11 protein-coding genes are annotated in these 12098 nt (G+C 70.0%); 7 read left to right on the forward strand and 4 right to left on the reverse strand.

Features of this window, described 5'->3' with window-relative positions; translation table 11 throughout:
* Positions 1-67: 67 nt before the first annotated feature.
* Together nrdR and ribD are read left to right on the forward strand one after the other, a co-directional pair.
* Entirely contained in the window at positions 68-568 is a 501-nt protein-coding gene (gene nrdR / locus CEF10_RS12580; protein WP_101068524.1) for a transcriptional regulator NrdR, read from the forward strand.
* Positions 565-1656, forward strand: coding sequence for a bifunctional diaminohydroxyphosphoribosylaminopyrimidine deaminase/5-amino-6-(5-phosphoribosylamino)uracil reductase RibD (gene ribD / locus CEF10_RS12585; protein WP_101068525.1), 1092 nt, complete (start codon positions 565-567; stop codon positions 1654-1656). The genes nrdR and ribD overlap by 4 nt, the downstream gene beginning before the upstream one ends.
* Before the next feature lie 13 nt (positions 1657-1669).
* On the opposite strand, the gene CEF10_RS12590 is transcribed toward ribD, so the two are convergent.
* The 3 genes from CEF10_RS12590 to CEF10_RS12600 all read right to left on the reverse strand — a co-directional run bounded on the left by CEF10_RS12590 (position 1670) and on the right by CEF10_RS12600 (position 6227).
* On the reverse strand, positions 1670-3694 hold the full coding sequence (locus tag CEF10_RS12590) for a capsular polysaccharide biosynthesis protein (RefSeq protein ID WP_232796499.1): 2025 nt from the start codon (positions 3692-3694) through the stop codon (positions 1670-1672).
* Positions 3694-4830 carry a polysaccharide biosynthesis/export family protein gene (locus CEF10_RS12595; protein ID WP_101068526.1) on the reverse strand — a complete coding sequence of 379 codons (1137 nt, stop codon included), beginning with the start codon at positions 4828-4830 and terminating at the stop codon, positions 3694-3696. Before CEF10_RS12595 ends, CEF10_RS12590 begins: the two co-directional genes overlap by 1 nt.
* A 101-nt stretch (positions 4831-4931) precedes the next feature.
* On the reverse strand, positions 4932-6227 hold the full coding sequence (locus CEF10_RS12600; protein WP_101068527.1) for a capsule biosynthesis protein: 1296 nt from the start codon (positions 6225-6227) through the stop codon (positions 4932-4934).
* Between the two features lie 149 nt (positions 6228-6376).
* Here CEF10_RS12600 and CEF10_RS12605 point away from each other — a divergent pair, with 149 nt between their 5' ends.
* On the forward strand, positions 6377-6964 hold the full coding sequence (locus CEF10_RS12605) for a riboflavin synthase (RefSeq protein ID WP_101068528.1): 588 nt from the start codon (positions 6377-6379) through the stop codon (positions 6962-6964).
* A gap of 16 nt (positions 6965-6980) precedes the next feature.
* On the opposite strand, the gene CEF10_RS12610 is transcribed toward CEF10_RS12605, so the two are convergent.
* Complete coding sequence (locus tag CEF10_RS12610) at positions 6981-8060, reverse strand: phosphatase PAP2 family protein (RefSeq protein WP_232796500.1); 1080 nt, start codon at positions 8058-8060, stop codon at positions 6981-6983.
* Positions 8061-8243: 183 nt separating this feature from the next.
* Between CEF10_RS12610 and CEF10_RS12615 the strand changes: the two genes are divergently transcribed.
* The 4 genes from CEF10_RS12615 (at position 8244) to ribB (ending at position 12098) form a co-directional block, all read left to right on the forward strand.
* Complete coding sequence (locus tag CEF10_RS12615; RefSeq protein ID WP_101068529.1) at positions 8244-9215, forward strand: MBL fold metallo-hydrolase; 972 nt, start codon at positions 8244-8246, stop codon at positions 9213-9215.
* 194 nt (positions 9216-9409) lie between these two features.
* Positions 9410-9631 carry a hypothetical protein gene (locus tag CEF10_RS12620; protein WP_101068530.1) on the forward strand — a complete coding sequence of 74 codons (222 nt, stop codon included), beginning with the start codon at positions 9410-9412 and terminating at the stop codon, positions 9629-9631.
* 195 nt (positions 9632-9826) lie between these two features.
* Positions 9827-10870, forward strand: coding sequence for a fatty acid desaturase (locus CEF10_RS12625; RefSeq protein WP_101068531.1), 1044 nt, complete (start codon positions 9827-9829; stop codon positions 10868-10870).
* Between the two features lie 88 nt (positions 10871-10958).
* On the forward strand, positions 10959-12098 hold the full coding sequence (ribB, locus tag CEF10_RS12630) for a 3,4-dihydroxy-2-butanone-4-phosphate synthase (protein WP_101068532.1): 1140 nt from the start codon (positions 10959-10961) through the stop codon (positions 12096-12098).

Here is a 12098-nt window from a genome sequence, read left to right on the forward strand (position 1 = left end):
TAGTGGCTGTGGAAAAACTGGGCGAAAGACCCACGGCGAGAGGCAGAGAAGAAAAGGGGACAGGCCGATGCGCTGCCCGTTTTGCGGAAACATCGACACCCAGGTCAAGGACTCGCGGCCGGCCGAGGACCACGTCTCGATCCGGCGGCGTCGGTTCTGCCCGGCCTGCAGCGGGCGGTTCACGACCTACGAGCGGGTGCAGCTTCGGGACCTGGTCGTCGTCAAGTCGAACGGCCGCCGCGAGGATTTCGACCGCGACAAGCTGGAACGTTCCATCCGGATCGCGTTGCAGAAACGCCAGATCGACCCGGAGCGGGTGGATCAGATGATCTCGGGCATCGTGCGCCGGCTGGAAAGCATGGGTGACACCGATATCAACTCCAAGCTGATCGGCGAGATCGTGATGGAGGCGTTGGCGCGCATCGACACGGTGGCCTACGTGCGGTTCGCGAGTGTCTACAAGAACTTCCAGGCCGCCGACGATTTCGACAAGTTCGTCAGCGAGTTGCGCCCCGAGGCCGAGGCCGCGGAGGCGCAGGCACAGGCTGGCGAAAAGACCGAAGAGTGAACGACGACGCCCGCTTCATGGCGCTGGCGCTGGCGCTGGGCCGGCGCGGGCAGGGCAACGTCTGGCCCAATCCGGCCGTGGGCTGCGTGATCGTCGCGGACGGGCGCATCGTCGGCCGCGGCTGGACCGCGCCCGGCGGTCGGCCGCACGCCGAGACCCGCGCCTTGGCACAGGCCGGGGCGGCGGCACGGGGCGCCACCGCCTACGTCAGCCTGGAACCCTGCGCGCATCATGGCCAGACGCCGCCCTGCGCGGTGGCGCTGGCCGACGCGGGTGTGGCGCGCGTGGTCGTTCCCGTTGCCGATCCCGATCCCCGCGTCGCCGGTCGCGGCCTAGAGATGCTGCGCGGCGCGGGCATCACGGTCGAGACCGGATGCCTGGAGGACGCGGCGCGCGCGGATCTGTCCGGTTTCCTGATGCGCGTGGCCGAGGGGCGCCCGCGCGTGACGCTGAAACTTGCCACCTCCTTCGACGGGCGCATCGCGACGGCCAGCGGCGACAGCCAGTGGATCACCGGCGCCCGGGCGCGCCGGCAGGTGCACGCATTGCGCGCGTGCCACGATGCGGTGATGGTCGGCGGCGGCACGGCCCGCGCCGACGACCCCTCGCTGACGGTGCGGGGGCTGGGCATCGCGGCCCAGCCGGTGCGCGTGGTGATCTCTCGCCGGCTCGACCTGCCGCGCGACTCGAAGCTCGCCCGCAGCGCCGCCGCGCCGGCGGTGTGGTTGTGTCACGGGCCTGACGTGGCTGCCGACCGCGTCGATGCATGGCAGGCGCTTGGCGCGCGCACGGTCCCGTGCGCTCTGTCCGGCGGACAGGTCGATCCGGCCTCCGTGCTGGCGGAGCTCGGGGCGCTGGGGCTGACCAGCGTGTTTTGCGAGGGCGGCGGCACCCTGGCGGCCGCGCTTCTGGGCGCGGGGCTGGTGGACGAGCTTGTCGGTTTCACCGCGGGTCTCGCGCTGGGTGCCGAGGGGCGCCCGGCGATCGGTGCGCTGGGGCTGACGGCGCTGGATGAGGCCGGGCGGTTCCGGCTGGCCGAGACACGCGCCGTCGGCGGCGACGTGATGCACCGCTGGCTGCGCGCCTGAGCCGCGCGGGCGCTCAGCGCCGCCAGAGATGGGCCTGCGAGGCGAAGGCCCCCTGCACCTTGGCGAGCGCGCGGTTCAGCGGGCCGGGGTGCGGGATCTGCCCGGTTGCCAGTCGGTCCACGGCCACTTCCACGGGGCAGGGGCGGTGGGTGACCGGGTCGAAATACCGTGGATAATCGATCAGCGCCGCGTGCACGAGGCCGGCCAGCCCGGGCCGCGCGGCGCGGCGCGCGGGCGTTCGCCCGAGGTCGCGCGTCAGCCCCCACCCGGCATAGAAGGGCGCGCCGGTGGTCGTGACGGGCAGGCCGCGCAGCAATGCCTCGAACCCCAGAAGCGAGGTCATGGTCCAGACCTCGTCGACCTCTGGCAGAAGTGTCGCCGGGTCGGCGCCACGGATGACGACATCGGCAAGCCCCTTCAGCACCCCGTCCGGCACATGGCCCGGTCGCAGGCCGGCCTCGACGTCCGGGTGCGGCTTGTACAGGATCAGCGCGGCCGGGTTCGCGGCCCGGACCTGTTCCAGCAGCGCGCGGTTGGTCGCGATCTCCCCGGCGCCGAGGCGGATCGAGGCATCGTCCTCGACCTGTCCCGGCACCAGGATGCGGTGCCCCCCGGGCAGGGCCGGCGGCACGCTGCCGAGGTTGTATTTCGACACGCCGAGCCGGGTGATCCGCGCGATCAGCGCCTCGGCGCGCGCGCGCTGGTCTTGGCGCAGCCGCGCCCGCGCGTCGATCAGCGCGTCCAGTCGCGAGGGGCGCGTCGGGTCGTAGTAGATGCCGCGATCATCGAGCACCAGCGATACCGGCGGCACCAGTTCCGCGCCCAGCCCGCGCGAGCGCAGGAACCCGTCCTCGGCCCTGACGGCGCTCTCGGGGGCTGCCGGCGCCCCGGCCGACGCCCAGACCATGTGGCGCCGCGTGGTGTCGGCACGCTCGAACCGCATGGCGCGGTGGCGGCCGAAGACGGCTTGCAACGGGCGCCGTTTCCACAGCCGCATGCCGTGGCCCACCCAGCCGTGACGGTCCTCGCGCCACGCGCGGACCTCGGCCTCGAGCGCGGCGATGGCGTCTTCCAGCGTGCAAAGCCTGTCGCGGCAGGGGTCGTACCATGCCGGATAAAGGATCATTGCCGCCGCGAAAAGCTGTGCCCGGCTCAGGTTGCGCCCGCGCCGCGGCAATGGCGCGGGGTGGCGGTCGACGGTCAGGCCCCAGCCGGCGTAGAACGGGCGGCCGAAAACCTGCGGCCGGTGGCCCGCGAATATGGCCTCGAACCCCAGCTGGGAACTGACGGTGTAGACGGCGATCGCCCCGTCCAGAAGCGCCCAGGGGCTGACCGGGGCATCCAGCAGCTGCACGGGGCCGCCGGCGTCGGTCGTGCCGAAGTGGCCGGGCCGATGACCTGCGCGCGTTTCCGGGTGGGTCTTTATCAGGATTCGCGCGCCGGGGTTCTCGTCGCGGGCGCGGGCCAGCATGTCGCGGAAGGTCGCGGCGCAGGCCCCGCCGTGGGTGACGCTGGCATCGCCGCGCGTTTGGTCGATGACCAGCACGTAACCGGGATCGGGGCAGCGCAGGCCCGGATCGTGGGCATTGTACTTGCTCAGGTGCGCCTCTTGCAGCCGCGCGATGGCGCCGCGGGCGCGGTTCATCAGCCCCGTGTCGTCCAGCGGGTGGTGGGCCAGCAGGTCCTCGAGATCCGACGGCGATTCGGCATCGAAATGCACGCCGCGGCCGTCGATCAGCAGACCCAGCGGCGGCGTTCCGGCGCGCCCGGGGTGGATCGATCGCAGGAAGGCGTCCTCCACGCGCAGCAGCGCAGCGCCGGTGCGGGCGGCGACGGCCTCGCCGCGCCAGGCATGGGGGCTGCGGCCCCACACGGCCACGCCGTCGCCGGGCCGCGGCCAGCCAAGGCGCAGCGGGTGGCCGGCCAGCGCGAGGATGCGCCGCAGCCGTCGTTGCCGCACGAACCCGGCGTTGTAGAAGAAAACCCGCCGGGGGGCATCCCCGGCGGGCGTGGTGGGGCCGTGGCCGGTCTTCGGCACTAGTCTTCGCCGATCCCCGAGAGCGTGTCGACCGTCGTCAGCGTGCCGGTGAGCGCCGAGATCGCCTTGTTCGCCTGGGTGAACGGCGCCTCGGTGACATAGAGCGTGTCGTCGTCGCGGATCGAGAAATCGCGCGCCATGAACATGCCGTTGGGCTTGGTCAGGTCCAGCACGTAGATCAGCCGTTGCGCGCCCTGCAGGTCGCTGCGGCCGAGCACCTGGTTGGCGATCTCGGCCGGTTCGTTGCGCATAACGAAGACGCCCGTGGGGTCGGCGGCGTTGGACAGAAGCCCGCCGACCTGGGCGATGGCCTCGAGCGCACTGAGCGTCTGGGTCTCGAAGGGCACGCGGGCCTGCGCGCCGGTGGCGCCCAGCGCCGTGAAGGCGCGGGTGTCCTGCTCCACGAGGATGCGGTCGTCGGCGCGCAGCGCGATGTCGAACGACGGGTCCTTGTAGAGATCCTGGAACCAGACCCTGTCGCGCTGGCCGTTGCGGATCACCGTGATCTGCGCGACCTCGGGTTCGATCGCCACGCCGCCCGCGGCGGCCAGCATGGACGACAGCGTGCGCGTGGGCCGCTCGATCGGGTAGACGCCCTGTGCGCCCACCGCGCCCACGACCGAGACGGTCGCGCCGTCGCCGGCCAGGCGGCGCACCTCGACCTGCGGGTCGGGGGTCTGCTCGTCGAGCTTGCTGGTGATGATGCGGCGCACCGCCTCGGGCGTGTTGCCGGCGGCGCGGATGCGTCCGGCGTAGGGCACGAAGATGAACCCCGAGCCGTCGACCTGCACCTCTTCCAGCACGGTCTGGTTGCCCATCTCGCCGGACAGCAGCCCGTCGTCGACGTTTTCCCAGACCGTCAGCCCCAGCGTGTCGCCGGGTCGGATCGTGTCCGACCCCAGCTTGCCGGCGCGCTTGAATTCCTCGGAAAACCCGAGTGCGGGTCGCACGGCGGTCGCCCGCGTCACGCGGTCGTTGACCGACACGACGAAGGCATCGCCCTGCTTCTGGACGGAGCCGGCATAGATTTCGCGCTTGTTGGGGCCCGTGCGGGGCAGCACGCCACAGGACGCCACGAGCGCCACGGCAGCAATAAGGGCGACGCCACGCGCCCACCGGGTTGTTTGGGATGTCACTGCTCGGTCTCCTCGACCTGTTCTCGTTCTGCCTCAGATTATCTTTTACCGCTAAATTACAGGAATCCGGCAGTAAAATCCAGCGCTAGAAATTGTGCCGCTCAGCGCACGAGACGCAAGTGTTGCCGCGGCGCCGCCGTGCCGGATTCCAACGCGTCGTATGGGTCCTCGTGGGCCAGCATCATGTCCACGGCCAACCGCAGCAACTGCCGCCGGCCGCGCGCCGAGTAGAAGCCGCCGGGGATCTGGCTGGTTTCCAGCAGGTAGCGTCGGAACACGCGGTAGGCACGCCGGTCCGGACGTTCGGGGCCGGCGAAGAAATCGGCCAGCGGCCTCGTCGAGACGAACTCGGGCTTTGCATAGACCGCCGCGCCGAACGTGCGCAGCGGGATGCCGCGCCACAGCACCTGTTGGCCGGCGGTGGAATTGACCGTCACGGCGGTGCGCGCCTCGTCCAGCAGGCGCGCCAGCTTGCCGCCGCGCACGTAATGCACGCGATCGGCCACGCCGTTGTCCCGTGCCAGCCGGCGCAGGCAGCGTCGCACGGGGGCGCGGCCATCCTCCAGCGGGTGGGCCTTGACCACGAGGTGATGGTGCGCCGGCGCGCCGCGGGCGAAGCCGGTGATCACCGTCTCGAGGAAATCGCACATTGTCGCGAAGGGCGAATGCGCCTGGAAGGCCGCGTCGTGTTCCAGCTGTAGAAGGGCAAGGTGATAGGGAAATCCGCCGCGCCGCACGCGGCGCGTGGCCAGCCACCGGTCGATCGCCTGAAATGGCATCAGGAGCAGGCGGCGCAGGTAGAGACGGAACTCGGCCGACACGTTCAGTGCCCTGTGGGGCCGGAACTCGCGGTAGCCGTGGTTGGCCAGCAGAACGAACCCGTGGTAGGCGGCGCCGTAGAAGATGTGCTGGCGCATGTCGCCCCAGCTTGCCGGGGGCGGCAGGGTGTCGGTTTCCGATTCTTCCAGCACAGCGCGCATCTGCGCGACATCGGTTTCCATCAGGCGCGAGTTGCCGTTGCTGCCGCCGCGTTCGTAGGTGACCCAGTAGGGCCGCAGGTAGCCTTCCTCGAACACGTGCACGCGCAGGCCGGCGGCACGCGCCCGTTCCACGGCGGCGGCATGGACGGGCCGCGTATCACCGTAGAGCACGATGTCGGTGACCTGTTTCTCGGCCACCAGCCGTTCGAAGGTCTCCGGCCAGTCTTCGGGACGGCCGCGGTAGGGAATGTAGCTGGCCCGGTCGCGCCAGAACGCGCGGTCGCCGGCGTTGAAGCCCACGCGCCAGACACATGCCCCGGCGTCGCGCAGCACGCCGGCCAACCGGTCGAAGAAAGGGCCGTGCGGCCCCTGCAGGAAAAGGAAACTGCGCGCTTCGGTGGCCTGGCGCCGGGTCATCTGTGGTCCTCGGGCGGGCTGCTCTGCCTCTGATCCGCGGGGTTCTACCGGAAAATTCGGGCTTGAGTAAGGCCCGTTTGTGCCGGCGCCGCCTTGCCAGCGCCACGCCGGGCGGCTAGGTCCGGATCAGACCACGCAGGAGCGGCGCCATGTTCACGGGCATCATCACTGATATCGGCGAGGTTCTCGCGCTCGAGCAGCGCGGCGACCTGCGCGTGCGCATGGGCACACGGTACGACACCGCGGGGCTCGACATCGGTGCGTCGGTCGCCTGCGACGGCGTATGCCTGACGGTGGTGGCCACCGGGCCGGACTGGTTCGAGGTCGAGACTTCGGCCGAGACGCTGTCGAAGACCAACCTCGACCGCTGGCGCGAGGGCAGCCGCGTGAACCTCGAACGTGCGCTCAGGGTGGGCGACGAACTGGGCGGGCACATCGTGTCGGGCCATGTCGACGGCATCGCCGAAGTCGTGGCGGTCGCGGACGAAGGCGACAGCACCCGCGTGACCCTGCGCGCGCCCGATGACCTCGCGAAGTTCATCGCGCCCAAGGGGTCGGTCGCGCTCAACGGCACCTCCCTGACCGTCAACGAGGTCTCCGGCGCCGATTTCGGCATCAACTTCATCCCCCACACCAAGAAGGTGACGACATGGGGCGAGGTCGCCGTCGGGGATCCCGTGAACCTGGAGATCGACACGCTGGCGCGCTACGTCGCGCGCCTGCGCGAGTGGGGCTGAGGCCCGCCGCGGGCGGTCAGGCGACCCGCCGGGCGACGGCGCGCGCGGCCAGCCAGCAGGCACCGGCGATGACGATGCCGAAATAGCCGTCGATTGCGTAGTGCCACGCCAGGTGGACCGAGCCGACCTGGATCACGACCAGGAAACCCGCCAGCGCCCAGCCGATCCAGCGCCGCACCGTGAACCCGTGGAAGGCCAGCAGCGCGGCACAGGCGACGTGCATGCTGGGCATCGCCGAAATGCCCTTCACGGGGCCGTCGTTCAGGTAACCGTCGAGGAGCATGGCATGCACTTTCACGGCCCAGATCGGGGTTTCGGCGTTGATCGCGTGCAGCCGCTCCATCAACGGGGCGAAGGCGTCGCCGAAGCCCAGCGGCGCGTAGTAGACCGGGCCGACGGACGAGAACGCGATCGCCAGCGCGTTGCCCCCCACCACCCAGGTCAGCACGAAGGCCAGCAACAGCGTGGCGCGGCGGACGGGATTGCGGGTGTCGAAGCAGGTCGCGATGACGACGAAGTAGATCAGGAAGAACCACAGGTAGTATGCGGCGTCGAGGATGCGGGTCGCCACCGGGTTGCCCAGCACCGGCATGAGCAGCGCGTAGGGGTCGTGGCCGCCGTGCAGCGCGCGGTCCAGCGCGGCGAAGGCCGGGTCCCAGTCGAAGGGGTTGATGATCGGGATCAGATCCTTGACGAACGCCGAAGTGCCGGCCAGCACAGAGATGCAGGCCAGCCCGGCCAGCCCGCCGAGCAGCCGGCCGGGTTCGCCGGCCAGCCGGCGCAGGTCGTCGATCAGCCACCGGACCGGGTGGGCCGGGCGTACGGCCACGGCCATGACCGCGAAGCGCCAGCCCACGAGGATGGCAAGGAAACAAGGCAGCAGCTTTGTCAGTGCCGTGATCAGCATCGGAACCGTGCCCGACTCGAATGGCACGCCGAGCATGGCGGCCAGTGCCGCGGCCGCCGCCATGTGCACCGCCACGGCGGCGATCAGGATGCGGTCGCGCCGCAAGGCCCGCGCCACCGCCGTGGCGAGTTCGCTCGCCCGGTTGCCGCCGGGTGCCGCGATGCGTGGGGCGTCGATGCGCATGCTCATTGACCTGGTCCCGTTGCTTTTGATCCGCCGGGGCCCGGCCTAGCGTGCCTTCTGGGCCGCTCGTCGGCAGCAATGGGCCGATTTAGAGGCGGCCGCGCCAGATGCCCGACGACATATTCACGAAACATATTGCGTTGTTGCGTCGCTTCCCTATCCTGCGGGCAAACGAGGGGAGGACCGACAATGACCTTGATGAAGCCCACGCGCCGCGAACTTCTCAAACTCGCCGCCGCCGCGCCGGCGCTGGCCATGCCGGCCGCGGCGCGGGCCGAGCTGGGCAAGCCGCACGGGCCGAACCCGGCGCATTTCCGCTTTTCCGTCGGTGACGCGCGGGTCACGGTCGTCTCGGACGGCTACTTCTCGCTGCCCACCGACGGGCTTGCGGTGAACGCTGACCGCGAGGAGGTCAAGGCGTTCCTCAAGCGGCATTTCCTGTCGCCCGAGGACGGCTATTCGCATACCAACCACCTCTACATCGACACGGGCGACGCGCGCGTTCTGGTCGACGTGGGCTCGGGCAACCGGTTCATGCCCACCACGGGGCGACTGATGCAGAACCTCGAGGCCGCGGGCATCGATCCGTTCGAGATCACGCATGTCGTCATCACACATGCCCACCCTGACCACATCTGGGGCATCCGCGACGGTTTCGACGAGGCGGTCATTCCCGGCGCGAACTACATCATCGGCCAGGCCGAGCACGATTACTGGATGCAGGACGGGCTGGTCGATCGCGTGCCGGCCGAGGACCAGCAGTTCGTCCTCGGGGCCGTGAACTCGATCGAGGTGACCGGCGCCGACTGGACTTTCGCGCAGGACGGTCACGAGGTCGTGCCGGGTGTCACGCTGTTCGACACGCCGGGCCACACGCCGGGGCACATGAGCGTGCGGGTGGACAGCGGCGACGCCTCGCTGATCGCCACCGGCGACGCGCTGACCCACGCCTACACCAACTTCGCGCGGCCGGGCTGGTACAACAACTTCGACCATGACGGCGAACAGACCGTCGCCACACGCCGCAAGCTGCTGGACATGGCCGCGGCCGACCGCACGCCGATCCTGGGCTACCACTTCCCCTTCCCGGGCGTCGGGCACGTCCAGCGCGACGGCGACGCCTACCGCTTCGTCCCCGCGCTCTGGCAATTCCAGGGCTGATGCGTGCCTTCTGCGGCACGGGGTCCTGAAATCCCTTGTCCGGGGCTTTCGCAAGGCATTGGCGCCGAGGGGCCGGCCATCGTGCACGCACCGATATCGGGGGTGGTCATGACGGCCCGTCCGTGTTCTACGGCGCACAGGGTGAAGCGACCGGTTGGGGCGCGCCCTCCGGCAGGCGACAGGGAGTGGTGCAGATGGACGAGGCCGAAATCACGGTGACCCGTATCGCGGGGCCAACCGACACGCTGAAGCTGACGCAGCAGGGCAGCGTGCTTGCGACGGTGCGCGTGGATGCCAGCGGCGCGGCGGAGATGCACGACGCCGGCGGGCGCAGAATCGGCAGTTTCGACAATGCCGAGGATGCCGTCGCCTTCCTGCGGCGCGATCGCCAGGTCGACGGCAGCGTGCTGGACTGAACGGCACGCCGTCGCCCTGTCGCAAAAGCTTTGTTGGACAGTGCCGGACCCGACTGTTACGCGGTCGGCCCGACAAGGCGAGACGGGGCGCGCGCGTGATGGCGCGGGTTCTTCCGCAGGACCGGTGCCTGCCCGCGGCGATGCTCTGGCCGCGCGGGGCGCCGCGCCCCAGGCAAAGGAGCGCGCGATTTCTTCATGACAACTGACACCACAGGACGCCACACGCCGACCACGCCCGAGCATCCGCGCGACTGGGTGCGCGTTCTGGCCCGCTACCGCGATCCGCATCACGGCCGCAGCCTGTTCGAACTGGCCGTGAGCGTCGGGCCGCTGCTGGCCCTCTGGGCCGCGGCCCTGGCGGTGCTACCGGTCAGCGGCTGGCTGGCGCTGGGCCTGTCGGTGGTCAACGCCCTGTTCCTCGTGCGGGTGTTCATGATCCAGCACGATTGCGGTCACGGCGCGTTCTTCCGCCCGCGCGCGGTGAACGACTGGGTGGGGCGTGCGCTCGGGGTGCTGACTTGCACGCCCTACGACGTTTGGCGGCGCAAGCACGCGATACACCACGCCACGGCCGGCAACCTCGACGCGCGCGGCACCGGTGACATCCCCACGCTGACGGTCGAGGAATACCGCGCGATGCGCTGGCCGATGCGGCTGGCCTACCGCCTGTACCGCAATCCGCTGGTGGTCTTCGGGCTCGCGCCCACCTACGTCTTCGTGTTCCAGAACCGGCTGCCGTTCGGGGTGATGCGCGACGGCTGGCGCGTCTGGGTCAGCGCAATGGCGACGAACGCCGCGCTGGCGGTCGCGGTGACGGGCATCGTGTGGCTGGGCGGCTGGGCCGCGCTTTGGCTGGTCTTCGTGCCCACGCTGCTTGTCGCGGCCTCCATCGGGATATGGCTGTTCTACATCCAGCACCAGTTCGAGCATACGCACTGGGACCGCGGCGAGGACTGGCAACTGCACGAATCCGCGCTGCACGGCGCATCGCACTACGACCTGCCGGCCGTTTTGCGCTGGTTCACCGCCAACATCGGCATCCACCACGTCCATCACCTTTATGCGCGGATCCCGTTCTATCGTCTCACCGAGGTGCTGCGGGATCATCCGCCGCTGGCCGAGGCGCAACGCGTGACGTTGCGCGAAAGCCTGCATTGCGCGCGTCTGCACCTTTGGGACGAGGGGCGCCAGCGTCTGCTGTCGTTTGCCGAGGCCCGGCACGTCGCGCCCGCGGCCTGAACGCCGGTGCACAGCCGCTCGCGGTTCGCCTCTGGCGTTCCGGGGGCGGCTGCGCTATCTGGCAGGCTGCACCAGCCGAGAGGGCAAGATGTCCGACAGACTGCCGTTCGAGAAGCCGGGCCCGGTCGAATCCGAGTTCGGTGGCGTGATCGCCCCGACCGAGGAAATCATCGCCGAGGCGCGCGCCGGGCGCATGTTCATCCTTGTCGATCACGAGGACCGCGAGAACGAGGGCGATCTCGTCATTCCCGCGGAATTCGCGGACGCGAGGGCGATCAACTTCATGGCCACCCACGGGCGCGGGCTGGTCTGCCTGCCGATGACGGCCGAGCGGGTCGACAACCTCGGGCTGCCGATGATGGCGCAGCGCAATTCGTCGCGCCACGAAACCGCCTTCACCGTCTCGATCGAGGCGCGCGAAGGGGTGACCACCGGCATCTCGGCCGGCGACCGCGCCCACACCATCGCCACCGCGATCAACGACCAGAACACCATGGCCGACCTCGCCACGCCCGGGCACGTCTTCCCGTTGCGTGCGCGCCAGGGCGGGGTGCTGGTGCGTGCAGGCCACACCGAGGCGGCGGTGGATATCTCGCGACTGGCGGGGCTGCACCCCTCGGGCGTGATCTGCGAGATCATGCGCGATGACGGCAGCATGGCGCGGCTGCCCGACCTCGTCGCGTTCGCGCAGGCCCACGGCATGAAGATCGGCGCGATCTCCGACCTCATCGCCTATCGCCACAAGCACGACAACCTGGTGCGCGAGATGCGGCGCACCACCGTCCATTCCGAACATGGCGGCGAATGGCAGATGCGGATCTTCGCCGACCAGATCAGCGGCACCGAACACGTCGTCCTGACCAAGGGTGACATCACCGACGGCAAGCCGGTGCTGGCCCGCGCGCATGCGCTCAACGCGCTCGAGGACGTGCTCGGCATAGGGGGGATGCCCCCCAACAAGCTGCCCCGCGCGATGGAGATCATCGCGCGCGAGGGGCGCGGCGCGGTCTTCCTGTTCCGCCAGCCGCGCCCCAAACTCTCGAGCGAGATGGAGGAGGACGAGGGGCCGCGCACCGTCAAGCAGACCGGGCTGGGCGCACAGATCATGGCGACCATGGGGTTGCACGAGCTGATCCTGCTGACCGACAGCCCCGACACGCGCTACCTTGGTCTGGACGCCTACGGCATCTCGATCACCGGAACCCGCCCCATCAGCGACGAGGACTGA

Origin of the sequence: Roseovarius salinarum (genome assembly GCF_002834145.1) — a bacterium.
Classification (GTDB): Bacteria; Pseudomonadota; Alphaproteobacteria; order Rhodobacterales; family Rhodobacteraceae; genus Roseovarius; species Roseovarius salinarum.

What these genes read in the sequence shown, in the direction of transcription:
- nrdR (WP_101068524.1), top strand. Translation starts at nt 68, where the DNA reads ATGCGCTGCCCGTTTTGCGGAAACATCGACACCCAGGTCAAGGACTCG.
- CEF10_RS12600 (WP_101068527.1), bottom strand. Translation starts at nt 6,227, where the DNA reads ATGACCCGGCGCCAGGCCACCGAAGCGCGCAGTTTCCTTTTCCTGCAG.
- CEF10_RS12605 (WP_101068528.1), top strand. Translation starts at nt 6,377, where the DNA reads ATGTTCACGGGCATCATCACTGATATCGGCGAGGTTCTCGCGCTCGAG.
- CEF10_RS12610 (WP_232796500.1), bottom strand. Translation starts at nt 8,060, where the DNA reads ATGAGCATGCGCATCGACGCCCCACGCATCGCGGCACCCGGCGGCAAC.
- CEF10_RS12615 (WP_101068529.1), top strand. Translation starts at nt 8,244, where the DNA reads ATGACCTTGATGAAGCCCACGCGCCGCGAACTTCTCAAACTCGCCGCC.
- CEF10_RS12620 (WP_101068530.1), top strand. Translation starts at nt 9,410, where the DNA reads ATGGACGAGGCCGAAATCACGGTGACCCGTATCGCGGGGCCAACCGAC.
- CEF10_RS12625 (WP_101068531.1), top strand. Translation starts at nt 9,827, where the DNA reads ATGACAACTGACACCACAGGACGCCACACGCCGACCACGCCCGAGCAT.
- ribB (WP_101068532.1), top strand. Translation starts at nt 10,959, where the DNA reads ATGTCCGACAGACTGCCGTTCGAGAAGCCGGGCCCGGTCGAATCCGAG.